General features: G+C 37.0%; 23 protein-coding genes and 2 tRNA genes. 10 read left to right on the plus strand and 15 right to left on the minus strand.

The window, feature by feature from the left end; all coding sequences use genetic code 11:
* Positions 1-43: 43 nt before the first annotated feature.
* From NAT51_RS09490 to NAT51_RS09505, 4 genes are all read right to left on the minus strand, one after another.
* Positions 44-1,297, minus strand: a complete 1,254-nt coding sequence (locus NAT51_RS09490) for a retropepsin-like aspartic protease (RefSeq protein WP_250598389.1) — start codon at positions 1,295-1,297, stop codon at positions 44-46.
* A gap of 7 nt (positions 1,298-1,304) precedes the next feature.
* Positions 1,305-1,934: a hypothetical protein gene (locus NAT51_RS09495; protein WP_250598391.1), complete on the minus strand. Its 630-nt coding sequence runs from the start codon at positions 1,932-1,934 to the stop codon at positions 1,305-1,307.
* Positions 1,935-1,943: 9 nt separating this feature from the next.
* The gene (locus NAT51_RS09500; protein ID WP_250598393.1) at positions 1,944-2,606 is read right to left on the minus strand and encodes a hypothetical protein; all 663 of its coding nucleotides are present in this window, start codon (positions 2,604-2,606) and stop codon (positions 1,944-1,946) included.
* 86 nt (positions 2,607-2,692) lie between these two features.
* Positions 2,693-3,469, minus strand: a complete 777-nt coding sequence (locus NAT51_RS09505; RefSeq protein WP_250598395.1) for a hypothetical protein — start codon at positions 3,467-3,469, stop codon at positions 2,693-2,695.
* A 488-nt stretch (positions 3,470-3,957) separates the two neighbouring features.
* Here NAT51_RS09505 and NAT51_RS09510 point away from each other — a divergent pair, with 488 nt between their 5' ends.
* The 3 genes from NAT51_RS09510 (at position 3,958) to NAT51_RS09520 (ending at position 8,692) form a co-directional block, all read left to right on the plus strand.
* On the plus strand, positions 3,958-4,269 hold the full coding sequence (locus tag NAT51_RS09510; protein ID WP_250598398.1) for a helix-turn-helix domain-containing protein: 312 nt from the start codon (positions 3,958-3,960) through the stop codon (positions 4,267-4,269).
* Positions 4,270-4,291: 22 nt separating this feature from the next.
* The gene (locus tag NAT51_RS09515; RefSeq protein WP_250598400.1) at positions 4,292-6,484 is read left to right on the plus strand and encodes a B12-binding domain-containing radical SAM protein; all 2,193 of its coding nucleotides are present in this window, start codon (positions 4,292-4,294) and stop codon (positions 6,482-6,484) included.
* Positions 6,485-6,586: 102 nt separating this feature from the next.
* On the plus strand, positions 6,587-8,692 hold the full coding sequence (locus tag NAT51_RS09520) for an ATP-binding protein (RefSeq protein WP_250598402.1): 2,106 nt from the start codon (positions 6,587-6,589) through the stop codon (positions 8,690-8,692).
* A gap of 61 nt (positions 8,693-8,753) precedes the next feature.
* Here the strand turns inward: NAT51_RS09520 and NAT51_RS09525 are convergent, their stop codons facing one another.
* The 3 genes from NAT51_RS09525 to NAT51_RS09535 all read right to left on the minus strand — a co-directional run bounded on the left by NAT51_RS09525 (position 8,754) and on the right by NAT51_RS09535 (position 11,421).
* Positions 8,754-9,305: a YfbU family protein gene (locus NAT51_RS09525; protein WP_250598404.1), complete on the minus strand. Its 552-nt coding sequence runs from the start codon at positions 9,303-9,305 to the stop codon at positions 8,754-8,756.
* Between the two features lie 164 nt (positions 9,306-9,469).
* A complete protein-coding gene (locus NAT51_RS09530) occupies positions 9,470-10,159 on the minus strand; it encodes a response regulator transcription factor (RefSeq protein ID WP_250598406.1) in 690 nt (229 codons plus the stop codon).
* Positions 10,160-10,161: 2 nt separating this feature from the next.
* The gene (locus NAT51_RS09535; RefSeq protein ID WP_250598408.1) at positions 10,162-11,421 is read right to left on the minus strand and encodes a sensor histidine kinase; all 1,260 of its coding nucleotides are present in this window, start codon (positions 11,419-11,421) and stop codon (positions 10,162-10,164) included.
* A gap of 163 nt (positions 11,422-11,584) precedes the next feature.
* Between NAT51_RS09535 and NAT51_RS09540 the strand changes: the two genes are divergently transcribed.
* Positions 11,585-11,989, plus strand: coding sequence for a DUF1573 domain-containing protein (locus NAT51_RS09540; protein WP_250598410.1), 405 nt, complete (start codon positions 11,585-11,587; stop codon positions 11,987-11,989).
* Between the two features lie 81 nt (positions 11,990-12,070).
* Here the strand turns inward: NAT51_RS09540 and NAT51_RS09545 are convergent, their stop codons facing one another.
* The 5 genes from NAT51_RS09545 to NAT51_RS09565 form a co-directional block, all read right to left on the minus strand.
* Positions 12,071-13,003, minus strand: coding sequence for a C1 family peptidase (locus NAT51_RS09545; protein ID WP_250598417.1), 933 nt, complete (start codon positions 13,001-13,003; stop codon positions 12,071-12,073).
* A gap of 92 nt (positions 13,004-13,095) precedes the next feature.
* The gene (gene rimO, locus NAT51_RS09550) at positions 13,096-14,403 is read right to left on the minus strand and encodes a 30S ribosomal protein S12 methylthiotransferase RimO (RefSeq protein ID WP_250598419.1); all 1,308 of its coding nucleotides are present in this window, start codon (positions 14,401-14,403) and stop codon (positions 13,096-13,098) included.
* A gap of 179 nt (positions 14,404-14,582) precedes the next feature.
* Positions 14,583-16,532, minus strand: a complete 1,950-nt coding sequence (locus NAT51_RS09555) for a T9SS type A sorting domain-containing protein (protein WP_250598421.1) — start codon at positions 16,530-16,532, stop codon at positions 14,583-14,585.
* A gap of 109 nt (positions 16,533-16,641) precedes the next feature.
* The gene (locus NAT51_RS09560) at positions 16,642-18,156 is read right to left on the minus strand and encodes an OmpP1/FadL family transporter (RefSeq protein ID WP_250598423.1); all 1,515 of its coding nucleotides are present in this window, start codon (positions 18,154-18,156) and stop codon (positions 16,642-16,644) included.
* Positions 18,157-18,229: 73 nt separating this feature from the next.
* Complete coding sequence (locus NAT51_RS09565; RefSeq protein ID WP_250598425.1) at positions 18,230-19,288, minus strand: hypothetical protein; 1,059 nt, start codon at positions 19,286-19,288, stop codon at positions 18,230-18,232.
* A 99-nt stretch (positions 19,289-19,387) separates the two neighbouring features.
* Between NAT51_RS09565 and proS the strand changes: the two genes are divergently transcribed.
* The 4 genes from proS (at position 19,388) to rpsT (ending at position 21,570) form a co-directional block, all read left to right on the plus strand.
* Positions 19,388-20,866, plus strand: a complete 1,479-nt coding sequence (gene proS / locus NAT51_RS09570) for a proline--tRNA ligase (protein ID WP_250598427.1) — start codon at positions 19,388-19,390, stop codon at positions 20,864-20,866.
* Positions 20,867-20,986: 120 nt separating this feature from the next.
* Positions 20,987-21,058 (plus strand) — tRNA-Glu (locus NAT51_RS09575).
* A gap of 32 nt (positions 21,059-21,090) precedes the next feature.
* Positions 21,091-21,162, plus strand: a tRNA-Glu gene (locus tag NAT51_RS09580).
* 156 nt (positions 21,163-21,318) lie between these two features.
* The gene (gene rpsT / locus NAT51_RS09585; protein WP_250598429.1) at positions 21,319-21,570 is read left to right on the plus strand and encodes a 30S ribosomal protein S20; all 252 of its coding nucleotides are present in this window, start codon (positions 21,319-21,321) and stop codon (positions 21,568-21,570) included.
* A gap of 56 nt (positions 21,571-21,626) precedes the next feature.
* On the opposite strand, the gene NAT51_RS09590 is transcribed toward rpsT, so the two are convergent.
* Positions 21,627-22,397, minus strand: a complete 771-nt coding sequence (locus NAT51_RS09590) for a DUF5995 family protein (RefSeq protein ID WP_250598431.1) — start codon at positions 22,395-22,397, stop codon at positions 21,627-21,629.
* Positions 22,398-22,584: 187 nt separating this feature from the next.
* On the opposite strand from NAT51_RS09590, the gene typA reads away from it, so the two are divergent.
* Together typA and NAT51_RS09600 are read left to right on the plus strand one after the other, a co-directional pair.
* The gene (gene typA / locus NAT51_RS09595) at positions 22,585-24,384 is read left to right on the plus strand and encodes a translational GTPase TypA (RefSeq protein WP_250598433.1); all 1,800 of its coding nucleotides are present in this window, start codon (positions 22,585-22,587) and stop codon (positions 24,382-24,384) included.
* 198 nt (positions 24,385-24,582) lie between these two features.
* Positions 24,583-24,774, plus strand: a complete 192-nt coding sequence (locus NAT51_RS09600; protein ID WP_250598435.1) for a hypothetical protein — start codon at positions 24,583-24,585, stop codon at positions 24,772-24,774.
* On the opposite strand, the gene NAT51_RS09605 is transcribed toward NAT51_RS09600, so the two are convergent.
* Positions 24,752-25,147: an ACT domain-containing protein gene (locus NAT51_RS09605; protein ID WP_250598437.1), complete on the minus strand. Its 396-nt coding sequence runs from the start codon at positions 25,145-25,147 to the stop codon at positions 24,752-24,754. The genes NAT51_RS09600 and NAT51_RS09605 overlap by 23 nt on opposite strands.
* A 101-nt stretch (positions 25,148-25,248) precedes the next feature.
* Positions 25,249-25,848: a peptidylprolyl isomerase gene (locus tag NAT51_RS09610; protein WP_250598439.1), complete on the minus strand. Its 600-nt coding sequence runs from the start codon at positions 25,846-25,848 to the stop codon at positions 25,249-25,251.
* Positions 25,849-25,853 lie beyond the last annotated feature (5 nt).

Consider the following 25,853-nt stretch of genomic DNA (forward strand, 5'->3'; position numbering starts at 1 on the left):
GAAGCCACAATCCAAGAATCTGATAATCTGACACTCCAACAATCTAATCCTCCAACCCCAAATAATTCCCCTCAAAACTGATAATCACTTTCGTATACTGACCCAAAACATCCTGACCGATATTGCCATGATTCACCCTGCCGTACACACCATAATTCTCAGGATCTACCTGTAGTGTGTCTAGCTTGATAACCTTTCCACCCAGTTGGATACTCTGGTTTTTAAGTTCCAAAACCGTGGCCGCCACTTCCTGACCACCGGCTCCCGATGTTTTTATGATGGCTTTCGTACTGTTGGCCTCTATAAAAGGTTGGAACTTCTCATAAAAAGATTTGGTAAACGAACTTTCCTTCGCACCACTGTCTAAGTTGTAAGGCAATGTCCTGCCGCTGTATTTCAACATCAACACGGGACGCAACTGGTCTATAAACAAGTTCTTCTCTTTGTTTTCAGCAATTGCACCTTTCGAGAAAGAGAGACTTCCGGGCGCTATCGTAACGGTTCCCAATTCTTTAATAATCGGAAAACCAATAATCCCGTTAATCACATACGCACCGTTGGCAAAAGTAAAGGCATCATCAGGATAAACTAAAAAGATAGCATTGTGAACGATCAGTGAACCCATGGCCAAAACCGGCGCAACACCCATCAGGACTTTGTTTTCAACCCCGGTAAAACTCATCACCTTGATGTTGTTATCCGGTAAAATAACAAGTCCCATTTTCTTAGCCATACTCTCGGTAATACAGCTGATACCGGCACCGGTGTCAAAAACAAAAGAACTGGTTGTTCCGTTGGCTTTTACTTCGGTAGTAATCAAACCGGCTAAATCTTTTTTGGAGTCCACGCTAATTGTAGTAAAAGAGTCAATCGCCTGTGGTTTTTGTTTTTGTAATACCTCCCAAATCCGCTGGGTGTTAATCTCGTCATTCAATTCTTCAGCCGTGAATTTGGTTGCAAATTTACTGGTCAGGATCTCTGAGGTCTCATAGGCATTTTTATATTCAAAGAGCTTAATGTAATTGTCATTCTTCAATTTATAATACCGGAAGCTTTTAGTAATGTCACTCTTTTTTAACTTATCCAAATACTCATTCGATAAACCGGGCCGGTTGCACACATTGGCATAAACAGCTTTGTAAAAGAAATAATCCCTGGTTTTTTCAATATTGTTCACACTGTCCATCTTAACAAACTGGTGCTGCACACTGAATACTCTCAGTTGTTGTTCTGTCTCACCTTGTGAAAAAGCAATGGTACTAATGAATAATAAAATAGAAAGGAGGTGTCTTTTCATGGTCTGTTTATTTTGATGCCAGTTTTGAGATTCTTTTAAATATGGACTTATAGCGGGTGGAGTCTTCAGGGCAAATTCTCATAGCCACATGGTAATTCCTGCCTGTACATTCGTTTTTTTCAGAAGTATAGCCTTCAATAAAATAAATGACACCGTCTAAATAGTAATGCTTGCCTTTGTCCTTAACAGGTAAACTCCAAAAATTCATGTCATCTAATGATTTTTTAATTGCTGTCCAGCTTTGCGCACTTACTACCGTCTTTCGTTCTTTACTTAGACTGTCTATTCTGATTTCCCTGTGCTTCAATGTATCTTCTTTATATCTAAAAAAGCTTTTGGATGTAATAACATAACGGTCTCCACTTTTATTTACGCGGTAGCTGTGATAATCCCCAAAAGAACTTAATACCAAAAACCTATACGTTTCTTTTTCTTCTTTGAAAGAGTCTAATTCAGGTTCTTTTAGCTTGCTTAAATAAAAATTAAGCGACTTCTCCGATTTAAGTACTGTTATAAGACTGTCATTTTTTCTCAAAACTTCAGTATCCAAATTGCAATCCTGCTTGTTGTTGCATCCCATACAGGCAATAAGTAATGATAAAGAAATTAAAAAAATAAGGAAGAGACGCTTTTTCATAAAAAGAGATTAATAGTTTTCCATTCTCCATTTATGGTCAATCGAATCAAAGTCATGGTCAGTATAATTGTATTTACTTTTCAGTTCATCCATTTCAATGTCACGTTGGGCAGGATCCAAAATCAACCAGAGGGTTTCATCAATCTCATCGAGATTGTCTGTTATAATTGCTTTTAATTTATTCTGAAGATAAAAACTATATTCCAAACCGGCCACAAAACCTTCTAACATCCCTCCGACAGGATACGTCACTTTATAAACATCCCGTCTGAAATGGAGTAAATTATTAAAGAGCCAGTGTATATGTAATCTTCTTTCTGTAATGTACTCTTCCATTCCGGGATGTAATGCCGTAACGGTTTCAATGATTTTTTGGGATAGCTCCGCATTACAATGTTCTTCTCGGTCTTTAAGGAATTCACCACCCGTCAGGTACTCAAGATTGTTCATTTCGTTTAAGTATCTTGCCCTGCTCAGTTCTTCCTTTCTTCCTCCAATGAAGTATTGCACCTGAACTTGCAGATTGATATATTTCTTGGAAAGCCCGAATGCATCCAGTAATGACTCAATCTGTTCCAGACGAAGCCTCGCCGGTTTGCTGTCTTTAACGTGGGGGTCTTCCCATGAATGCTGATATTCTAATATTTTATGCAATAGGTCTTTTGCGGTCATGGTTTATTATATAAATATTGTGATGGTTTGGATTTTTAGTACAAGTTGATAAAATGAAATAGGGAGTGTGTATTATTATATGCTGTTTAATTTTCTTTCCTTAACTCATAATATCTTTCAAAACCGATTTCTTCTAAATATTCAGGTAAAGATGTTTTTGTTTTTTCGAATGAAATAATCTCTAATGTCTCATCAGCCAGCCTCCCAATTGTTGTTCTGTATACTGTTTCTTTTTTGGGTTCTTCGACAAATTCAATAGTTACAATATTTGGGATTTCACGTTCTTTTTTATTTACTATTCTGTTCTCCGTAATATATGTATTTCTTTTTTCGCTTGCACTCAATTGATAATCTATACGTATTGAGGCTAGTTTATCATGGTTCGGAATTTCTTTAAATGGAATCTCAATATTATCATACTGATTAAATTCCATGGTGGTTTCCATGTTTTTTAAATTGGAGTCAAAATCATAAATATAACCAACTTTTATAGTTCTGTTTTTAAGTTCAGATTTCTTATCAGTGCTAAATTTAAGTTGGTATTTTTCTGAAGAATCTTTTCTGAAAATTTTACGGGTATCATTTTCAAATACATCATATTGACTCGAAAAAGTATATATATTATCTTTTTTCTTCCATTTTCCTTTAACTTCTTTCCAAGTAAAGCAACTTATATGGGGACGGTGGTAAAAACTGAAAGTTGAATCAGGGGAAAGGGTTAAATCACAAAATGTGGTTTCATATGAAAGTTTATTTCTATCTTTATTGTAATATGCATTTGAATCATTTTCATAAACAACCGGCTTATTCTGGGCGATAAGAAATTGTGTGAATAGGATTGAAAGCAATATTTTAAAATTCATTTTTAGGACTTAAATGGGTTTTGAAACTACCCCACGAATATAAACAATAAACCTCAAACCTTCAATAATCCAATAACTCATAACTCATAACTCATAACTCATAACTCATAACTCATAACTTCTTCTTCCTTTCGCACGACTTTTTCTTCCTTTCGCACGATTTATTCTTATTCTTACATGACTTCTTTCTTTTCTCGCACGATTTATTCTTACTCTGACACGACTTATTTCTTTTCTCACACGACTTTTTCTTCCTTTCGCACGATTTATTCTTCCTCTGACACGACTTCTTTCTTTTCTCGCACGACTTTTTCTTCCTTTTGCACGATTTATTCTTCCTCTGACACGACTTCTTTCTTTTCTCGCACGTATTTTTTCTTACCAGACACGTTTTTTTTAATGAATCTCAAAAAGTAAGGCATACATTTTGTAAGTACATTCTTAAAATTTATGATATGTTATACTTCAATTTTAACCGCATCTTTAAAATGAAAGGAATTCATCGTCCTTTTACACATATGACTTCACTTGGTTATTCCGGCAGTTTTGCCACAAAGATGACACACAACGATGTTCGTCAAATGAACCTGGATATACTGGAGAAAATCTGCCGGGATTTCAATTGTACACCCAATGATCTCATTGATTTTAAACCATCCGCAAATAGTGCGCTTCCAAAAGACCACGCTCTCCATTCATTAACGAAAACCGAAGTTGATAACGGGCTTCAGGAGAAAATTAACACGCTCACGGCCGATAAAATTCAGCAAATACACGATATCATTAAAAATATGGAGTAATTTTGCCGCATAATCGTTTGCAATGTACAGTACCCTGCTTATCACACCGCCTTTTACACAGCTCAATACGCCGTATCCGGCAACGGCTTACCTGAAAGGTTTTCTCAATACTAAGTCCATTTCGTCTTTTCAGATGGATTTGGGTATCGAAGTGATTCTGGAATTGTTTTCCAAAGCGGGTCTGACGAATGTTTTTGATTTTGTTGCCGGTGATGTGACCGAAATGTCGCAAAACTCTGAGCGTATCTTCGCATTAAAAACCGAATACCTGAAAACAATTGATGCGGTAATCGAATTCCTGCAAGGGAAGAATCCTACCTTGGCACGCCAAATGTGTTCCGGGAATTTCCTCCCCGAAGCTTCACGCTTCAGCCAGCTGGATGACATGGACTGGGCTTTCGGTTCCATGGGGATGCAGGATAAAGCAAAGCACCTGGCGACGTTATACCTGGAGGATCTTTCTGATTTTATCGTCGAATGCATCGATGAGAACTTTGGTTTTAGCCGCTACGCAGAACGTCTCGGTAGAAGTGCCAACTCGTTCGATGAATTATATGATTACCTGCAGACTGAGCCCACATACATTGATCATATAACCCTGCGTCTTCTGGATTTGCAGTTGCAGAAGGAGGATAAACCTCAATTGGTTTGTTTCTCGGTCCCGTTTCCGGGAAATCTGTACAGTGCGTTCCGTTGTGCGCAGTTCATAAAAGAAAATTACCCTGAGATTAAGGTATCTATGGGAGGTGGTTTCCCTAATACCGAATTAAGGGACCTGAAGGATGCCCGCGTTTTCGAATTCTTTGACTTCATCACTCTCGATGACGGGGAGTTACCAATAGAACTTTTATTAAATGCAATAGAGGTGGCTGAGCCTGTCGAAGTCAGAAGAACATTCCTCCTTGAAAATGGGGAAGTGGTCTATAAAAACACGACGACCCGCCACGATTATAAACAGAGTGAAGTGGGTACGCCTGATTACACCGGTTTGTTACTGGATAAGTACATTTCGGTAATCGAGATTGCTAATCCCATGCACAGTCTCTGGAGTGACGGCCGCTGGAATAAACTGACCATGGCGCACGGTTGCTACTGGGGGAAGTGTACCTTCTGTGATATTTCCCTGGATTATATTAAGGTCTATGAACCCATTCATGCTAAAACGCTGGTGGATAGGATGGAGGAACTTATCGAACAAACCGGGGAGAATGGTTTCCATTTTGTCGACGAAGCAGCTCCGCCTGCATTGATGCGCGAAGTGGCACTGGAAATCCTGAGGCGTAATTTAACGGTGACGTGGTGGACAAACATTCGCTTCGAAAAGAGTTTTACCGCCGATTTGTGTGTTTTATTGAAAGCCTCAGGTTGTATCGCCGTGTCGGGCGGACTCGAAGTGGCTTCCGACCGTCTTTTGGAATTAATCAAGAAGGGGGTAACCGTTGAACAGGTAGCAAAGGTAACACGCAACTTCACTGAATCGGGGATTATGGTGCATGCGTACCTGATGTACGGGTATCCCACGCAAACCATTCAGGAAACTATCGACAGCCTCGAAATGGTACGCCAAATGTTCGAACTGGGAATCCTGCAATCGGGTTTCTGGCACCAGTTTGCCATGACAGCACACAGCCCCGTAGGGATGAACCCGGAGGAATTCGGGGTAACACCGCAGCTTAACGAAATCTCTTTCGCAAATAACGATATTCAGTTCAAGGATAAAACAGGAATCAACCACGATAAGTTTAGCTTCGGCCTGAAAAAGTCATTGTTCAATTACATGCACGGTATCTGTTTTGATTATCCGTTACAGGATTGGTTCGACTTTAAAATCCCCAACACTAAAATCAATCCTGATTTTATCTACGATTGTTTACAGGAGGAAAATCATCTGCAAATCAAACCAAACGCTAAAATTGTCTGGATTGGCGGTAATCCTTCTGCCGAATTGTTTACAAAATCCAAAAAAGGGAACTCCTGGGAAATGATGAAACTTACTTTCCACGATAAGCGCGAATCGTTCGACATCACCGTGGAAAAGGATAAAGGGGAATGGCTGAAAGGTATCCTGGACAAAATCGCCGTGACAAAAGAGAAACGGAATAACTTCCAGGAAATCAAAACCGATTTTGAAAATAACGGCCTGGATGACTTTGAATTGTTCTGGTTTTCAAAGCCAATGCAAACCCTTAAAGAAAGCAATCTGCTGGTTTTATAACCCGTCGGATTGTTTTTGAAATGTTGTTTTTATCATTATTCTTGTATTTTTTGTTAAATAATTATAATTTCACTAAGTTTATATTGAATATAAGCGGATCACATGAAAAAAATCGACAAACTTTCAATCTACTCGAAGTTACTCTTGTTGATTTTTGTTTCCAGCGTCGCATTTATACTACTTTTTCTATACCTTTTTTATTATACACTCAAGCAGGAGGATGAAGTATATGCCATGTCGCAAAAGCAGCTCAATGATGAGGTGAAATCCCTCATGGAGCTCAACTCTGAATCGCATATTTCTACCATTATCGATATTACATATTGGGACGAACTGGTGAAGTATATTAAAACCAAAGACCAGAAATGGTTTGATGATACCATCGCCAGTGCCATCGATATGTATTTTGTCGAATACCTCGGGGTATATGAGCTGAACGGAAATAAATTAGGGGAGAAATACACGCATGAAATCAAACAGCCGGTTTCATTTATTACCAAACAGCTGCTGAATGAGGTGTATAAAAAGAAACTCATTACGTTTTATGCAAAAGTACCGGAAGGATACGCCGAAGTTTTTATGGCAACCATCCATCCTTCAAATGATCCCAATAAGGTGAAAACAAAACCGGAAGGCTACTTTGTTATGGTGCGGCTTCTGGATGCCGGATACATTAAAAGACTGGAACAAATCAGTACGGCAAAAGTTTTTTTCTCTGACTCCGAAAATGAAAAGTTATTCTTCGATGATTACATTCAGGGATTCCATACTTTAAAATCCTGGAACGGGGATAAAGTGACAGACATCGTTTTTAAAAGGAAGTTCTATGTGAATTTCAACGATACCGAGAAGATTCTGTTGATTATCATGTTTGCCTTTATCTTGTTTTTAGTGATATATACACTGTTCTTACGGCGCTGGGTTTCAAAACCACTGTCATTAACCACAGAAATCCTTGAGAAGGGTAACAAAAAGGCAATCAAAAAATTAAAATCATCCCCGGGGGAATTCAGAAGAATAGGAATCTTGTTTGATGAGGCTTTTTCACAACGGAAACAACTGGAAAAAGCTAAGGCAAAGGCTGAAGAAAGTGACCAACTTAAAACGGCTTTCCTGACGAATCTGTCGCACGAAATCAGAACTCCTATGAATGCTATCATTGGTTTCTCGGAACTACTGAAGGAAAAGGATATCGACGAAGAGGAGAAATTAAATTACATCAAGATCATTAATAAGAGTGGTACAAATCTGGTTTCCATTATTGATGATCTGATCGAAATGTCTAAAATTGACTCGAATCAGGTGAAACCGAAAATCTCAAGCGTAAACCTGGAATCTTGTATGAATGAATTGTATAAATCAATTGCGATTACCATTTCAAAGGACAAAAACATAGAATTCCGCTTGGTGGAAGCTAATTATCCGCTAACAACCAGAATCCTTATTGATGAAATCAAACTGAAACAGGTACTGATTAATCTAATTACAAATGCTGTGAAGTTTACCAACTCAGGGTTTGTAGAATTTGGATACAATAAAAGCACTGACGGAACCGAAATTCATTTCTTTGTAAGGGATTCCGGCCTTGGAATCGATAAGGAAGACCAGCCTTTTATCTTCGACCGGTTCAGAAGGGTTGATAGTGATTATTCCATTAAAGTGGGCGGACTCGGATTAGGATTGGCTATCTCGAAGGCTTACGTACACTTAATGGGCGGTACGATTCATCTGGATTCTAAAATGGGAGTGGGGTCAACTTTTAATTTTACCATTCCGTTGGTTGTCGATACAGATACGTCCAGAAAATTCAGAACCAAGGAAGAAGCAAAAGAAGATGTGTATGATAAAGAAATCACAATTTTAGTTGCCGAAGACGATAATATCAATTACTTGCTGATCGAAAAACTCCTGAAAATGAAGCATTATAATGTGATCAGGGCAAAAGACGGTATCGAAGCAATTGATATCTGTGAAGGGGATGAAGAAATTAATTTAATCCTGATGGATATCAAAATGCCGGGAATGAGTGGTTATGATGCTTTTGCTAAAGTGAAAGATGCAAGGCCAAAGGTGCCGGTCATAGCACAAACTGCTTTCTCCTCAACGGATGAAATTGAGCGCATCCAAAAGTTTGGTTTCGACAGCTATATTACCAAGCCGCTGGACAAAGCCAAATTATATGAAATGATTGATACCTTCTTAAAATAAAAATAGTTTCCATGGTGTGGAAACTATTTTAAACCCTAGAAATTGTATATAGATACAAATATTACACTGCTAATTGAAATGGAATTTTATTACTAGGATTGGCGACAACGTTAATCATCTGTTCTATATCTTTTTTACTGAATTCATATTTATCATTATCAAGCAGATAAATCTGATATTCTAACATACGCTTGTATTTGGGTAATTGGAATTCATCTGCTGATACCGAATAAACAGCCAGGTGTTCCTGCCATAAATCCATTTTTTCAATCATGAATTCCAAATAATGGTAATGTTGGTCTTTGCGGGCATTAAAACCTTCAAATTTGATTTTATCAAGGTCAAGTCCTTTTTTATCTTCCAATGACATTTTTTTCAAAGCATCATTGATCCTTTTATACATGAATAAAATCTGGGTGGTTTCTTCACATACTTCCAAAGAAATTTCTTCAGGTGCTACATCAAACACTTCATAGTATCTTTCTGTAAAACCGTTTTCAAGGATTTCAATTTTTAATTCGTAATCTTCTGGAGTGTCTTCAATTTTGGAAAGAATTCGGTACTGATTGGCAAGAATTTGTCTTTCAACGATGGATAGTGTTTCTGGAATCATAGTTGTAAATTTTCTTATTACAAACATAAGCGGTTATCCCCAGTATTTACTATGGTTTTACCGTACGAAATGTTAAACTTAAGGTTAAGAAACGGGTTGTTTTCCCTTTTCCCGACTAATGATTTCAGGGGTAATATTGAGGTAATTATTTATTTAAATTAAATTTACCCGGTTGTTGAAAACCGGAAACCGATTCCATGAAGATTTTCAATCGAAATGCCTTCTTCATTTGCAATTATTTTCCGTAATCTGGAAATAAACACATCAAGACTTCTACCCATAAAATAATCATCATCTCCCCAAAGCGATTTCAGGATTTCTTCGCGTTTTAAAACCACATTCTTGTTATCGAGGAACAGTTTTAACAGTTCAGCTTCCCTTTGGGTCAAGGTTGTTTTTTCTTCCCCGGAAACAACAAAGTAGTTTTTACTGTCAAACTGGTATTTGCCAAGCTTGTAAATGCTCTTATCGACAGGTTCGCTTTTTGCAGATCGCTTGATGAAGACTTCAATTTTTAAAAGTAATTCCTCAATACTGAAAGGTTTGACCAGATAATCATCGGCTCCAAGACGTAATCCTTTTATACGGTCTTCTTTTAAGGTTTTCGCCGAAAGAAAAATGATGGGAATCTGGGTATTGGTTTTCCGGATCATTTCGGCTAGTTCAAATCCATCCATTTTAGGCATCATGATATCCAGTATGCAAATATCAAATTCATTGTTTTTAAAAGCTTCATAAGTCATTTCGCCATCTTGACAATGGGTAACGTCATAATTGTTCTGTTCCAGATTGTCTTTGGTCAGGAAAGCTAATGTTTCGTCATCTTCGGCGTATAAAATTTTAATCTTGGCCATATTTAGGTTAACGGAGTTAAGATGGTTATTGTTATTCCTTGTTTATTATTGTTCTGCATCAGGATTTTCCAGTTGTGTTGGGTGCATATTTTTTTGACATAGTACAGTCCCAATCCAAACCCGCTGACTTCATTGCTTTTCTTGGTTGGAATGCGGTAAAATTTGTCAAAAACGAATGATATGTTTTTGTTGGAAATACCGATACCATTATCAATGAACTCTATTTTCAGTTGTTTAGTATCATCAGATAACTTAATCGTTATTTCGGGATAGCAATCGCAATATTTCACCGAATTATCAATGAGGTTATAAATCAGATTAGTGAAATGAAATTGATCGGCGTTGATTTTATAATCGTCTTTTTTTGAATCGATTGTGATTTTTGTATCGGGATATTTCAATTGAATACTTTCAATCACCGAAGCAATCACCGGAATGATTGTAAATTCACTTTTCTCCAAAACAAGTGGTGCATTGTCTGATTTGGCTATATTCAGGATTTTCTCGATGTGATGATTTAGTTTATGGGTCTGATCAATGATGATTTTAGTGTATTTTTCGAGTTTTTGATCCTTTTTGATGTCTTCCTGTTGGTTTAAATAATTGGACGCAATTAAAATGGATGACAAAGGTGTTTTGAATTCGTGGGTCATATTATTAATGAAGTCACGCTGTAATTCCGAATATTTTTTCTGTTGGATAATCGTGTAAATAGAATAAACATATACTAATAAGATAATAATTAATGCAAAGGAAAGTATGAACCAGAACCTTAAGGAACTAAACAGGTAAGAGGTTTCATTCGGGAAACGGATGGCAAAATAGTAAATTAAATTTTTATGCTTCGGGAAAGAAATAGAAGTCTTTTTAGGTGTTTTATTGCTGAATGAGATGTAATTCCCGTAAACCATTTCATCACTGTGGCAATTGTACATGGCATATTCGAAATCGGTTGTGATGCCAATTTTTTCAAATTCGACTTTCAGATAATGTTCCAGGATTTCCGGATCAAAATCATTATCTACATTAATGATGTAATAATCATTGGATACCTTTTTTACGGGATTGTTGGCCGGTACTTCATGATTTGTTCCTTCATAAAGATGTTTTACAACATTTATTAATGCAATATGGGCTTTCTGGGAAAACTTCTGTTCTTCTATAGAGAAAGCTTCTTTCGTCCACAGCAATTGCGCAATAAGGATTCCTATCGTAGCGACTAATCCTAAAACAATGATACTATTAAGTTTTTTTATTTTCAAAGCGATGAATTCTTACTGTAATATTACTGAAAAAAAACCTTTGTTTATATCGTTAACAAGTTGTTAACAAACATTTAAAAACGGTTAACAGCTGTGTGAAAATTAATGAAATACATTTGGGTTATACAAAAACAACAAATCAATTCTAACTAAAATGAAAATTATGAAAGCAATTAAGATTTCTCTTTTGGCACTGACTTTAGGTTTAATGTCTTTTTCGGTTGTAACACCAGTTAAAGATATGATTGTAAAAGTTGCTGAAGGTTCATCAATCAAATGGAAAAGTGAACAAATCGATTTAGGACAAATTCCTCAGGGAAAACCGGTAACTATCGAATTTGAATTTGAAAATACTGGTAAAACAGCTGTTATTATCACAAATGTAAAAGCTTCTTGTGGTTGTACGGCAACAGATTATACAAAAGAACCAATTGCGCCGGGTAAAAAGGCTCAGGTTAAAGCAACATACAATGCAGCGGCTAAAGGTGCATTCACAAAAACAGTTACCGTGACAACCAATGCGGAAGAGGCACCAAAAGTGTTGTCTTTTAAAGGGACTGTGATATAATAGATTTTTAAGGTTAATTAAGCGAAAACTCCAAAGCATTACTGTTTTGGAGTTTTTTTATGGACTAAATTCTTTTGTTTTTTAGTTTTTTATGGTAACGCTTTTAAGGACAAGGCCTTCATAACCAAATAACTTATGAAAATCAAAGCTGACTCTTTCGTAACCATTCCATCTCCAGTTGGTTCCCCATGAATTTTTGATAATAAAACCCTGGTCATCATAGCCAATTATGGTTACCACATGATATCCATATTGGTTAGCGTCTGAATCAGTTTGGACATACTTTAACTCTCCGCTTAATATTCTTTCGGTTAGATTGTCTGAATAAAGATTTTTGGCATCTGTAAAGGTCATTGGTTTTCCTGTTACTCCAAAAAGTGTGTAGCCAAGATCAGGAGTAATGGTGTTGAATGTTGATGATCTATAATTTTTCCATGCCGGTAAGTATAATTTATAACTGACAGGTATAGCTTTTATGCCGTTTTTAAGCAGTGATTTGATGTAGTCAACGTTTTTAGATGTAATTCCGTCGAGATATTCATATTCTTTAAGGAAAATCCGGGCTTTAGTTTTGTATTTTGTACCTAAAGTTATGGCGCCAATGTCACTTTCTATGATGTATTTTACCATTTCTGAGTCATCTTTAAGCCATCTTCTGGTTGCTTGCGGATTATAAGGTAATTCAGATTCGGTAATTACTCCGTCTTTTATTAATGCGTTGGGATAATAGTAAAGTAATTGCCCTGTAGATGTTTCTTTTTGATTGGCATAATCATTTGTTTTTTGAACAGCATAAAGGTACTTTTCACTTAGATCTTTTGGAACGCCTTCTAAAGTTTCAAGAGCGGCAGCAACTCCAAAAGCACTGCAGGTGTTCCTGTTTCCCTGATTTTTTACAGGAGATTGTGAAGTCCAGTGAATTGTTTCCGGAAATAATTTTTCAGGAGGCGTAAGGGTTCCTTGTTGGCAAATGCCTATAAAAGGAAAAAGTAGTAAAAAATGTAATGTTTTCATTTGTAGTTATTTAGTGTTCGTTCTAAATAAAGTTAATGAAAAAATACAGTTTTTTACTACAATTTATTCTTTTTTATAGCGATGGAAACTTTTTAATTAGTTGCCGGTTCTCCGTATAAATCGAATTCAGTGGCATTAAAGATTTTGATGGTTGCGAATTCTCCTGTTTTTAGGTAATGTTTAGAAGCGTCGATTAATACTTCGTTGTCAACATCCGGGCTGTCAAATTCTGTTCTTCCTACAAAATACTGACCTTCTTTTCTGTCGATAATACAACGGAAAGTCTGTCCGATTTTTTCCTGGTTCAAATCCCATGAAATTTGAGCCTGGATTTCCATTATTTCGGTAGCTCTTGCTTGTTTTACGTCGTCCGGCACATCGTCTTCCAATGAAAAAGCATGTGTGTTTTCTTCATGTGAATAAGCAAAACAGCCTAAACGCTCAAAACGCATTTCTTCAACCCAGTTTTTAAGGATTTGGAAATCTTCTTCCGTTTCACCCGGATAACCAACGATTAAAGTTGTACGGATAGCCATTCCCGGAACGGCAGCACGGAAGTCTTTTAACAGTTGGGTAGTTTTTGCATAAGTGGTTCCACGACGCATTGATTTCAGGATGTTATCTGAAATATGCTGCAATGGAATATCAATATAATTACAGATTTTTGGCTCGTTTTTCATTAGTTCCAAAACGTCCATCGGGAATCCGGTTGGGAAGGCATAGTGCAATCTAATCCACTCAATTCCTTCAACTTTTATCAGATTTTCAAGTAATTCGGCCAAATTACGTTTTTTATATAAATCCAAACCGTAATAGGTCAAATCCTGTGCAATAAGAATTAATTCTTTTACGCCGTCAGCAGCTAAACCTTCTGCTTCTTTGACTAATTTTTCAATTGGCTGGGAAACGTGTTTTCCGCGCATGATAGGAATGGCACAGAAACTGCATGGACGGTCACAACCTTCGGCAATTTTTAAGTAAGCATAGTTTTTAGGTGTTGTAGTTAAACGTTCACCCAAAAGCTCATGTTTGTAATCGGCACCTAAAGCTTTTAAAAGTAAAGGTAAATCGGTTGTTCCGAAATATTGGTCCACATTAGGGATTTCTGCTTCTAAATCAGGACGGTATCTTTCAGATAAACATCCGGTAACGAAAACTTTATCGACAATACCCTGTTCTTTTTTGTCAACATATTCTAAAATCGTGTTAACCGATTCTTCTTTGGCATTATTAATAAAACCACAAGTGTTAATTACTACGATGTTACCTTCCTGTTCGTGAGCTACATCTTTACCGCTGGCTTTTAATTGCCCCATTAAGACTTCACTGTCGTAAACATTTTTTGAACAACCCAGTGTAATTACATTAATCTTGTTTTTCTTTAACGATTTGGTTCTCATTGCTTTAATTTAGGAGCGCAAAATTACAACATTTATTTCAGGTAGCGAAACATTTAAAGGCTGAAGGCTTAATTTAGACTGATTTTGTACTAAAAAAGCCCACAAATCTGTGGGCTTTTATTTTTTAAATCCATATCTGTTTGGAAATGGATATTATCAAAGTTAAAATATCTTGAAGATTACTCTTTAATTATTTTTTTTAAAAAACTGTTATTTCTTTCACTCTTTAAGAAATAGATACCATTTGGAAGGTCATCTATTTTGAACTCAACTTCTTCATCTTTTGTTGTAAACGAGAAATTTTTAATCCTTCTACTGTAAGTATCAACTAAATAAAATGAAGTTCCTAGGTTTAAGTCGTTTTTTAAATAAAAAGTCCCATTGTTTGGGTTAGGATAAGGAGATGTTATTTCAAAATCATTTTGATTCATTTTGATTGAATCAGAATCTTCATTTTCATCTTGCATTGTTCTGGCTGACGATACTCTCCTTATTACCGCAATTGGGTTACTTATGCTTTTAACGATACCATTTTCAGTAATTAATCTTCTAAATCCAAGGTATTGATAAGGTCGTAAATTTGAAGTATATATATATTGAAAATCCTTGCCGGTGGCATTAGGTATATCTGTCCAAACATAGTCGTTATTAAAGTTTATATTTTCACCGGTTTTGGCCATTTGCCATTTGTATTTTAAATTACTGTTTGTTACGGCATTTCCAGTAAAAATTGATGGATTAACAAGTGAAGTTAAAGTCTGATCACAACAAATTGTATTGACTATGATTGAATTGTTGATAGAAATAGAAATTGTGTTGCTTATGTTGTAAAACCCATTGTCAGTGTCAATCGCTATTCTGCGGATTAATGTATCTTCGTTGATTGGTCCGATATTGATTAAATCATTACTATTTTGATTTACAAAATCATGCCATGTATTCTCATTTGTTGTTTTGTATTGCCATTTGAAATAATTGATGTATTTAATTTCTCGTTCACAATCAGTTCTATAAGGGCATACTTTTGTACTGATAATGCTTGGAAGATAGTTATTTGTTAAGGATACAATTGAGCCCGGTGCAACTATTTTGTTTTCATGGATTAAGTTGTTTGAAATTAAATCTGATTTAATAACGGATTCTGCTAAAATAAAAGGAAAATTTGTTCCTTGAAACTGGAAGGTAACTATTATTTTTGCTCCATTTATTAATTTGGACGAAGGTATTTGAATATTTTGATATGTTTCACTACCAATATAATTTGTAAAAATTTTTGGTGTTACCAAAAGGGTAGTGTAAAGCGTTGATCCCTCAGGGTTATGTATTGCAATATTCATGGATCCATAATATCCTGACACAAGATTACTGCCATGTATAAGACTGTAATTTATTTTAAAATCTATACTTGAGTAGCCTTCTGCAGTGTTAGGGACAACAATTTTGTTGTTTAAGATTGGAAGATTGTCTGAATATTTTAAATCGGTTATTTGAGCTTCTACTCTATCCGGTATGTTGTTGGGGTAGCTTTCACTTGTGCCTCCTGCTAATTTATACAAATCGGTCCTTTTTAGGTTTTTATGAAGACCTATGGAGAACATGTTTGTTTGAAAAGTATAGCCAGTATTGCTTATGGTGTATTTGCGTAAAGTAATTTTTTGATGTACTGTTTTTGTGTAATAATTGTTTACTTTCTCTAAATTAACTATTTCAGAAACTAAATAATAACTTCTTACTCCATTATCATAATCTTCAGCTGTTTGATTGTTATGATTGTTTGGATTGAACATCCAAGTTCCAATTCTTAAATTGTTTATAAAACCGGTATTGTAGGTACCATAATAACTCGCTTTTACATCAAATTCAATTACTAAGTCATCTTTTCCATTGAAATTAATAGTGTTGTTGGGTTGAATTAGACCGTTTGTTGTTAGATTCAAAATTTCAATTGAAAATAAACTTTCATCAATAGGAGTATCAGGAGAAAGATCTTCAAGAGGATCTAATGGGGTGTCATCACCGATGCGTGTAATGCTATTGTGTTGTGTGTTGACTTTGCTGGGTAAATGTTGTTGTGATAAAAGAATTGAGGAGTTTAGAATTAGTGTTAAAATAAAATGTTTCAATCTCATTAGTATTTTCTTATTTAAATTAATTTGAGTAAAGGTAGAGTCAATTAATTTAAATAAGAAAAATTAGATGTTTTTATTTTAAAAAATTATTGTTTATACTTTGTTTTGATTATAACTCAAATGAAAGTGTCACCGTAACATTATTATTTTTTATAGTGCTTTTTGCTCTGTCAGTTAATCCGGTGCTGAACATCTGGTAACCATAATCTCTTTCGGATGTAGAATAAGCCAGATCAAGCTTGGTTCCTCCGAAATTATATCCGATACCGCCTGAATATCCGGTTAGATCGCCCATCATATCTTCGTCTTTGTATGGACTTGTTTCTGAACGGAAACCGGCACGAAGACTCCATTGGTTGACTTTGTATTCACCACCAATTCTTAGTTCGTTGGATGTTGTGAATAAATTTTCAATTCTGTTGTTGTCAGAAGCATAATCATTTTCTGGTTTTAAACGCATCGAGCTGTAATCTTTAGCGCTGTAGTCAACGCTGATGAATCCCTGTTTTCCAAAAATAATGGCGGCACTTCCGGTAATTTTACCCGGTGTTTGAATGGTATACGGAGCAAAAACCATGGTTAAGTTAGGGTCAACTATATCGGCAGGTAACTCGCTTGTATTGTCACCGCTAACGGCTGCAACACTTTGCATTAGTTCGTCGGTTAAACGATGCCATGTTGGAGATTCGTAAGTGGCGCCAACTCTGAATTGGTTGCTTAATTTTAAAATAGCACCCAGTTGGAATGAAAATCCGTTGCCATAAGTATGCAGGCTATTGTCGAAATAAACCCTCTTCACATAAGTGTCAGTTGATGTGTTGTTATCGTTGCTTTCAAAAAAACTCGAATTTCTCACATAATCTGAAAAGTGAGAATTTAAGTTAATACCAATCATTAGTTTGTCCTGATAATTTGCCGATGCATTGAAAGCTAATTTTCCATTGTAACCGGTGGTTTCCACTGAATTTTCATGGTAAAAATCCCCGGGAACAATTGCGGAGCTGTATTGGGTGATGTTTGGATTGTCATAATTGGTTGGGTCACTTGCCAATGGAATTGGATCAATAATAAAGGCCCAATATGCTAGATAAGCCTGTTGCTCGCGGAATGATAATTCCTCAAAATTAAAATTTTTAAGTGTTCTGAGTTCTATTCCGTTTGCATAATTCAAAAAGTAATCATCTATCGAATTAGTCGGGTTGGTTCCGGAAATAAATAATGAATTGTCAAAGTTATTCTGATTTTCATAGTTTAAGGCTAAAGCAAATTTCTTCCAGTCGCTTTCATGATGGTTTTCAAAAACGAAAACACCACCGGCCTGGCCTAAATCAAGCGAATTGTTGCTGTCGCTGGTTCTGGTTCCAAAATAATCTGAATTATTTTTGGTATTGTAATTGCTTAAAGTGAAAGCTACCTGATTGTTGTTGAAGATAACCGAGCTGGCAGGATTCAGGTTTATGGCTGATAAATCACCGCCAACAGCTCCAAAAGCACCGCTTAATGCTCTGAAACGTGCTGTTCCTAAAGGTTCTGTCTGGGAATATCGGAGTGCGTCGTTGATTTCCTGGGCTTGCATGGCTGTACTTGCCAGAATCAATCCTAAAATTGAGATATAGTTTTTCATGATTGTATTTCGTTAAAAAACCTATACAAATACGTAATTAATGTGTATGAGTATAGGTTTTGTTATTTAATTATTATCTTCTTCCGCCGCTTCTTCCGCCTCCGCCATAATTGCCGCCTCCTGATGAACGTGGAGATTCATAGCTTCTTGGGGAATCATAAGTTCTTGGAGATGAACTCCTGGGAGAGTCATAAGTTCTTGGTGAAGAGCTTCTTGGTGAATCTGAATTTTTAGGTGGATTTACCTCAGATCTCGGAACACCTGTATAAGTGCTTTGTGATCTTGGACTTCTTGGTGAATCTGAGTTTTTAGGAGGGTTTACGGTTGTTCTCGGAACGCCTGTATATGTGCTGTTGGATTCATTGTTGAAATTTCTTCTTCTCGGTGTGCTTGTGTAAGTTCTTGGATTAGAAGAGTTTCCAAAATCATTGTTGTAAGTGGAAGATCTTCTTCTTGAGTCGTAACTTCTTGTTCCGTAGTGTCTGTCACTTGAGCGGTCTGAATAAGCTACACTTCTTCTTCCTCCGTTATATCCATAATATCTGTCGTAGTAACCGTGTCCGTACCAGCCACCATAATATCCTCCGTAGTAGCCTCCGCCATAGTAGTAAGGGCTATACCAGCCTCCCCAGTACGATGGTCCGTAATAAGCATATCCGCCCCAGTAAGGGTCGCACCAGTATGAATTCCATCCCCAGTGGCTTCTCCAGGGTCTGTATCCCCAATAGTTGTTCCATCCCCAGTAGCCTCCCCAGCCCCAGTTGCTTTCGTATACATTGATGGTGACATTTTCAGTGTTGTCGCCCCATCCTGCATAACTTTTCTGGTTTTTAACTTCTGTAGTGTCGTTACTGGTTGAATAATTTTCTACATCGGTAAATGTATCCGAATCGTTAGTGCTGTAATTGTCGGCATTTGCGGCAAAATACTCTTTGTATTTTTTATTCGAATCATCAGATTGGGTATTGCTTGTGGTTTGGGTAACAGGTTCTCTTTGGTCGCTGCCATAGATGCCGTCGTTTTCGTAGTATGATACATTTTTGTATGAACCACAGGAAATCGCGGTTAAACCCAATAATCCAACAAAGGATTTAACAATCGCGCCTTTTGTAGAAAAGAATTTTGTTTTCATATCTTATAAAATTTATTGTTGGACAACTCAAAAATAGTTAGTTTTGTCGAATTATAATAATATTTAACATTTCACAATTTTTGTGCCAAACTATTCAATATGAGCAAGAACTTAACGAAGCGTGCAGAAGATTACTCAAAATGGTATAACGAACTGGTTGTCAAGGCTGATTTAGCCGAGAATTCCGGTGTAAGAGGATGTATGGTTATCAAGCCCTACGGGTATGCTATCTGGGAAAAAATGCAGGCCGAATTGGATAGAATGTTTAAAGAAACGGGACACAGTAATGCGTATTTTCCATTATTTGTGCCAAAAAGCATGTTTGAAGCGGAAGAGAAAAATGCTGAGGGATTTGCAAAAGAATGTGCCATTGTGACACACTACCGTTTGAAAAACGATGAATCAAAACCTGGAAAACTGATGGTGGATCCGAATGCGAAGCTGGAAGAGGAGTTGATTGTTCGTCCAACCAGTGAAGCTATTATTTGGAGTACTTACAAGAACTGGGTGCAGTCGTATAGAGATTTACCATTGTTAATTAATCAATGGGCGAATGTGGTGCGTTGGGAAATGCGTACACGTTTGTTTTTACGTACTGCCGAGTTTTTATGGCAGGAAGGCCACACGGCGCACGCAACCAGACAGGAGGCGCTGGATGAAACAGTGCAAATGATGAATGTGTATGCTGATTTTGTTGAAAACTTCATGGCGATTCCGGTGGTGAAAGGAGTGAAAACGGAAACTGAGCGTTTTGCCGGAGCAGATGAAACGTATTGTATTGAAGCATTGATGCAGGACGGAAAAGCGTTGCAGGCGGGAACGTCACATTTCTTAGGGCAGAACTTTGCAAAAGCTTTTGATGTTAAGTTTGCGAATCAGGAAGGTAAGCAAGAGCATGTTTGGGGAACTTCGTGGGGAGTTTCAACCCGTTTGATGGGAGCATTGGTAATGACGCATTCTGATGATAACGGTTTGGTATTGCCGCCAAATTTAGCGCCTATCCAAGTGGTAATTGTGCCTATTTTTAAATCGGATGAAGAATTGGATAAGATTTCTGAAGTTGCAAAAGATTTACAGGCTAAATTCAGGAAGCTGGGTATTTCGGTCAAGTTTGATAACAGAACGACCCAAAAACCAGGTTTTAAATTTGCTGAATGGGAGTTAAAAGGAGTGCCGGTGCGCATTGCAATTGGTCCGAAAGATTTGGAAAACGGAACATTTGAAGTGGCCCGTCGTGATACTTTGTCTAAAGAAGTGATTTCAGCAGCTGATGTTGCTGCTTATATAAATGATTTATTGGAAGAGATTCAGAAGAGTTTATATACAAAAGCATTTGATTACAGAAATTCCCATATTACTGAAGTAAATTCATTTGATGAGTTTAAAGAAGTGTTAGAAGGTAAGGGTGGATTTGTGTCTGCGCATTGGGACGGAACGGCTGAAACCGAGGAAAAGATTAAAGATTTGACTAAAGCAACGATTCGTTGTGTGCCTTTGGACAGAAAAGAGGAGTCAGGTGTTTGTATTTTGACCGGAAAACCTTCAAACGGAAGAGTCTTATTTGCAAAGGCTTACTAAAAAATAAGAAAAAAATTTCAAAAAAAGTTGCGGGAGCTATTGCAGAAATAAAAAATGTGTATATCTTTGCACTCGCATTACAGAAATGAGCGCTCTTAATGAGAATCAGAGTAAGTAAATGGCCCGTTCGTCTATCGGTTAGGACGCCAGGTTTTCATCCTGGTAAGAAGGGTTCGATTCCCTTACGGGCTACAATTTTGAAATATTGAAATTAATAATGTGATGGCCCGTTCGTCTATCGGTTAGGACGCCAGGTTTTCATCCTGGTAAGAAGGGTTCGATTCCCTTACGGGCTACAAAATTAGTTGTAAATTAGTTTTATAAAATAAAGGCTTGTGTCTCGAGTCTTTGTTTTATTAGTTAAAACCAAAGTGATTGTATATGCAGTTGTGGGAGGTTTTTCTTTTTTAACTAGTAGTTTATAATAATTATTACAATTAAAATTAAAGAAAATGGCAAATCATAAGTCAGCTCTAAAAAGAATCAGAAGTAACGAAAAGAAAAGAGTGTTAAACAGATATCAGCACAAAACTACGCGTAACGCTATCAAAGCAATCCGTGTAGCTACTGACAAAGCTGAAGCTGCTGCAAAATTATCAAGCGTTATCTCAATGATTGACAAATTAGCAAAGAAAAATATTATACACGATAATAAAGCTTCTAACTTGAAGTCTAAATTAACTAGACACGTAGCTGCTTTATAATTCAATTAGTGTTCAAAATTTACTCAAAAGCCTTGCATTTGCAGGGCTTTTTTGTTTTATACCCACGCTGGTTCTGTTTGTAGTTTACCTTCAAGGGTTTCAATCTTGTCTTTTACGGAGCCACCTTCAAAGAATAATATCATATTAAGTACCCATTGGAGAGTACGTACGGGATTTAGAAGTTTAAAGCCAAGCGTTTCTATTTTTGCATCCCTTTCCTTTATTAATATTTCCCTTTTATCCGGATTTGAATTTAAATCATTGGCAAATAACCATGCGCCGTCACGGGCTGTCTGAATGCTGAATTCGATTAGTTTATCATCCCATTGCTTAGCTAAAGGCATCAGTAGTTTGAATATTGGGGAAACACTGCCCATGTTTTGTTTGACATCATCAGTGAGTTCAGAAAGGAGGCTGTTGATGTGGTTAAAGTCGGATTTAATGGTATCGAGCGGATTGTTTTCGACTGTGTCGACTGTAGCGATGCTTAAATCCAGATTGATATGTGCGTTGATTCCGGTTAATAAGTGCTGTAATACCAGGTGTTTTTTGGTAATGGCTTTGAATGATATCTTCCAGCTTTTTGAGATAGGTGTGTTGTTTTTATCGTCAAAATAGGCTTTAAAGTACCGGTTAGCAAAACGTACATCAAGTTTTTCCATGCGGGCATTGTCTTCAAAACGGTTGTTGAGTATGCCTTCCTTTACGCGGATGGTTACCTTTCGGTATAAAACTGCAAAATAACCTAACGGATTGTTATTGGCTTTGCATTCTTCCACAATGGTGTTTAAGATTTCTATGACTTCGTCTATGTTAGTTGCTTGCATGTCAGTTAATTCTTCTAAATTTTTATAAATGTAAAAAAATATATTTAAGAAGCGGCGGGTTTTTTATCGGAAAGGACAGCAGATACTGTTTATTTATTATGTCTTAATTGTTAAGTATTTAGCCTTGAAATTAAAATTGTTTTTTATGTAAAAAATAATCGTACTTTTGCACCACAAAAAAAATCACATGGAATCAATTAGAAATATTGCGATTATTGCGCACGTTGACCACGGTAAGACTACGTTGGTTGATAAAATCATGTATCACTGTCAGTTGTTCCGTGAGAACGAGAACACAGGTGATTTAATTTTGGATAACAATGACCTTGAACGCGAGCGCGGAATTACAATTACTTCTAAGAACGTTTCGGTTACGTATAAAGGAACAAAAATCAACATTATCGATACTCCGGGCCACGCCGATTTCGGTGGGGAAGTAGAGCGTGTATTGAACATGGCTGACGGTGTTTGTTTGTTAGTGGATGCTTTTGAAGGACCAATGCCACAAACGCGTTTCGTATTACAGAAAGCGATTGACTTAGGTTTGAAACCATGTGTGGTAATCAACAAAGTTGATAAAGAAAACTGTACACCGGAAGAAGTGCATGAAAAAGTATTCGATTTGATGTTTGAATTAGGCGCTACTGAGGAGCAGTTGGATTTCCCTACTGTTTACGGTTCGGCTAAGAACAACTGGATGAGTGATGATTGGAAAAACCAAACTGAAAACATCGAGCCTTTATTGGATATGGTATTGAACAATGTGCCGGCTCCTAAAGTATCGGAAGGTACACCACAAATGCTGATCACTTCATTAGACTTCTCTTCGTTTACAGGACGTATTGCTATCGGTCGTTTGCAAAGAGGTGTTTTGAAAGAAGGGATGAATGTTTCTTTGGTAAAACGTGACGGTGCGGTTGTAAAATCTAAAATTAAGGAACTACATACTTTTGAAGGTTTAGGCCGTAAGAAAGTTGATGAAGTAGTTGCAGGAGATATTTGTGCTATTGTAGGATTGGAAGGATTTGAAATTGGTGATACTGTTGCTGATTTCGAAAACCCGGAAGCATTGGCAACCATTGCCATCGATGAGCCTACAATGAGTATGTTGTTCACGATTAACGATTCACCATTCTTTGGTAAAGAAGGTAAATTTGTTACTTCAAGACACGTAAAAGACAGATTGACTAAAGAATTAGAGAAAAACTTAGCGTTACGCGTTAATGAAACTGATTCTGCAGATAAATTCATGGTATTCGGACGTGGTGTATTACACTTGTCGGTATTGATTGAAACAATGCGCCGTGAAGGATATGAGTTACAAATCGGGCAGCCACAGGTAATCATCAAAGAAATTGACGGTGCTAAATGTGAGCCAATCGAAGAATTGACTATCGACTTACCGGAGAATGTTTCAGGTAAAGCGGTTGAATTCGTAACGATGCGTAAAGGTGAAATGTTAAGCATGGAGCCAAGAGGAGAGCGTATGATCATTAAGTTCATCATCCCTTCACGCGGTATCATCGGTTTACGTAACCAATTATTAACTGCTACTGCAGGTGAGGCTATCATGGCACACCGTTTCCTTGAGTACCAACCGTACAAAGGAGAAATCGCAGGACGTATCAACGGATCATTGATTTCAATGGAGAACGGTAAAGCAATTCCTTACTCTATTAACAAATTACAGGATCGTGGTAAGTTCTTCGTTGATCCGAATGAGGATGTGTATGAAGGTCAGGTAATCGGGGAGAACTCAAGAGGAGACGATATGGTGGTGAACATCACTAAAACGAAACAGTTAACCAACTTCCGTTCTGCGGGTGCTGATGATAAGACAAGAATTGTTCCTGCTATCAAATTTACTTTAGAGGAAGCATTAGAGTACATCCAGAAAGATGAGTACGTTGAAGTAACGCCTAAGTCACTTCGTTTACGTAAAATCTATTTGAACGAAAATGACAGAAAGCGTAATAAAATTGCGTAAGTAAGACATACATACAGATGAATCCGGCTTATGCCGGATTTTTTTATGGGTTATTGTTGCTGAGTTATTGTTTACATTGTATTGGAACAGCAACCATACTGTAGTTATATACTACTTATATAGCACTTTGATACGGGTCAAGTACGGGTCAAGTACGGGTCAACCATTACTTTGATACTACTTTGATATGGCTTTAGTATGAGTCAAGTATGGGTCAAGTATGGGTCAACCATTACTTTGATACTACTTTGGTGTGGCTTTGGTATGGCTTTGGTATGGCTTTGGTATGGCTTTGGTATGGCTTTGGTATGGCTTTGGTATGGCTTTGGTATGGCTTTGGTATGGCTTTGGCGAAAGTTTTATCTGGCTAATCTTCAGAAAAGCGGTTGAGTACTGTCATTGCTTTTTCTGCATCTTTTTTATCGACAAAAATATGGTCGTGGTAATAAGCAGCCACTACGTTGCAGCTGATGTTTTCTTTTCCGAGTGCGGTAGAGAAGGCAGCAGTTAATCCTACGGCTTCTAAGGAAGAATGAACCGTCAGGGTAATCCATGAAGCCACATAAGAATAATCAAGCCTTAATTCGTCAGCTATTTGCTTTTTTAATACCAGTGTTATGCCTTCTTCTTCCCTGAAATGGAAGAGTATGTCTTTAAAACTTACTGAAGCATCATTTGGGACACTGCAAAATACATATTCCCCTTCATTAAGATGCGGTTTCATGGTTTTAAGTAAAATAGCTAAGTTTTTTTCGCCGGACATTTTTTTGGGATTAAAAGATTGAAGGATTGAAAGATTGGGCTTCGAGAGCACTTCGACAGGCTCAGTGTATCAACTCATCCACCAATTGCAACATTAGGGGATTATTGTTGTTTTTTGAGCGACAATAAGATTAATTCTTCGAATTGTTTGTCATTAAAAGTTTTCAGTGTGACGTAGTACCATTTATTTTCCGGTATGTCTATGGTGAAAATGTCGTTCAGTTTATGCTTTTTTACAGCTTTTTCAAATTCAGGTACCATCATTCCGTCTGTGAACCAGTTTAAATCGCCGGTTTGGTTACTGTCCATTGTGTATTCTTTGGCCAAATCAGAAAAAGGAGTTCCTGATTTGTATTTTTCCAATATGGTTTTTCTGGATTTGTTTATGGCTTCCATTGACAGTTTGTTTCCGTCAAGGTAAATATAGCTTACCCGGTGTGCGGTAATTTTTTTAGAACTGATTACTTTATACACCAGTGTTCCGTCATTGAAAACATCCCCGGTTTTCTTTCCGTTGAAAAATCCGGATTCGTTTGACGGGTCAATTTCCGGTATGATTGACCAGACCAATGCTTCTAATTCAGGGTTTTCGGTAGCAAAATCATTAGCCTGTTCAAAGGTATTGATGTTTTTGATTAGTGCTTCCTGTCCGAAACAACCGAATGATAAAAGTATGGCAGTCAGTATTGGTATGAATTTCATTGTTC

Source organism: Flavobacterium amniphilum, from assembly GCF_023634845.1.
GTDB lineage: Bacteria > Bacteroidota > Bacteroidia > Flavobacteriales > Flavobacteriaceae > Flavobacterium > Flavobacterium amniphilum.

What these genes read in the sequence shown, in the direction of transcription:
- NAT51_RS09490 (WP_250598389.1), bottom strand. Translation starts at nt 1,297, where the DNA reads ATGAAAAGACACCTCCTTTCTATTTTATTATTCATTAGTACCATTGCT.
- NAT51_RS09495 (WP_250598391.1), bottom strand. Translation starts at nt 1,934, where the DNA reads ATGAAAAAGCGTCTCTTCCTTATTTTTTTAATTTCTTTATCATTACTT.
- NAT51_RS09500 (WP_250598393.1), bottom strand. Translation starts at nt 2,606, where the DNA reads ATGACCGCAAAAGACCTATTGCATAAAATATTAGAATATCAGCATTCA.
- NAT51_RS09505 (WP_250598395.1), bottom strand. Translation starts at nt 3,469, where the DNA reads ATGAATTTTAAAATATTGCTTTCAATCCTATTCACACAATTTCTTATC.
- NAT51_RS09510 (WP_250598398.1), top strand. Translation starts at nt 3,958, where the DNA reads ATGAAAGGAATTCATCGTCCTTTTACACATATGACTTCACTTGGTTAT.
- NAT51_RS09515 (WP_250598400.1), top strand. Translation starts at nt 4,292, where the DNA reads ATGTACAGTACCCTGCTTATCACACCGCCTTTTACACAGCTCAATACG.
- NAT51_RS09520 (WP_250598402.1), top strand. Translation starts at nt 6,587, where the DNA reads ATGAAAAAAATCGACAAACTTTCAATCTACTCGAAGTTACTCTTGTTG.
- NAT51_RS09525 (WP_250598404.1), bottom strand. Translation starts at nt 9,305, where the DNA reads ATGATTCCAGAAACACTATCCATCGTTGAAAGACAAATTCTTGCCAAT.
- NAT51_RS09530 (WP_250598406.1), bottom strand. Translation starts at nt 10,159, where the DNA reads ATGGCCAAGATTAAAATTTTATACGCCGAAGATGACGAAACATTAGCT.
- NAT51_RS09540 (WP_250598410.1), top strand. Translation starts at nt 11,585, where the DNA reads ATGAAAGCAATTAAGATTTCTCTTTTGGCACTGACTTTAGGTTTAATG.
- NAT51_RS09545 (WP_250598417.1), bottom strand. Translation starts at nt 13,003, where the DNA reads ATGAAAACATTACATTTTTTACTACTTTTTCCTTTTATAGGCATTTGC.
- rimO (WP_250598419.1), bottom strand. Translation starts at nt 14,403, where the DNA reads ATGAGAACCAAATCGTTAAAGAAAAACAAGATTAATGTAATTACACTG.
- NAT51_RS09555 (WP_250598421.1), bottom strand. Translation starts at nt 16,532, where the DNA reads ATGAGATTGAAACATTTTATTTTAACACTAATTCTAAACTCCTCAATT.
- NAT51_RS09560 (WP_250598423.1), bottom strand. Translation starts at nt 18,156, where the DNA reads ATGAAAAACTATATCTCAATTTTAGGATTGATTCTGGCAAGTACAGCC.
- NAT51_RS09565 (WP_250598425.1), bottom strand. Translation starts at nt 19,288, where the DNA reads ATGAAAACAAAATTCTTTTCTACAAAAGGCGCGATTGTTAAATCCTTT.
- proS (WP_250598427.1), top strand. Translation starts at nt 19,388, where the DNA reads ATGAGCAAGAACTTAACGAAGCGTGCAGAAGATTACTCAAAATGGTAT.
- rpsT (WP_250598429.1), top strand. Translation starts at nt 21,319, where the DNA reads ATGGCAAATCATAAGTCAGCTCTAAAAAGAATCAGAAGTAACGAAAAG.
- NAT51_RS09590 (WP_250598431.1), bottom strand. Translation starts at nt 22,397, where the DNA reads ATGCAAGCAACTAACATAGACGAAGTCATAGAAATCTTAAACACCATT.
- typA (WP_250598433.1), top strand. Translation starts at nt 22,585, where the DNA reads ATGGAATCAATTAGAAATATTGCGATTATTGCGCACGTTGACCACGGT.
- NAT51_RS09600 (WP_250598435.1), top strand. Translation starts at nt 24,583, where the DNA reads ATGAGTCAAGTATGGGTCAAGTATGGGTCAACCATTACTTTGATACTA.
- NAT51_RS09605 (WP_250598437.1), bottom strand. Translation starts at nt 25,147, where the DNA reads ATGTCCGGCGAAAAAAACTTAGCTATTTTACTTAAAACCATGAAACCG.
- NAT51_RS09610 (WP_250598439.1), bottom strand. Translation starts at nt 25,848, where the DNA reads ATGAAATTCATACCAATACTGACTGCCATACTTTTATCATTCGGTTGT.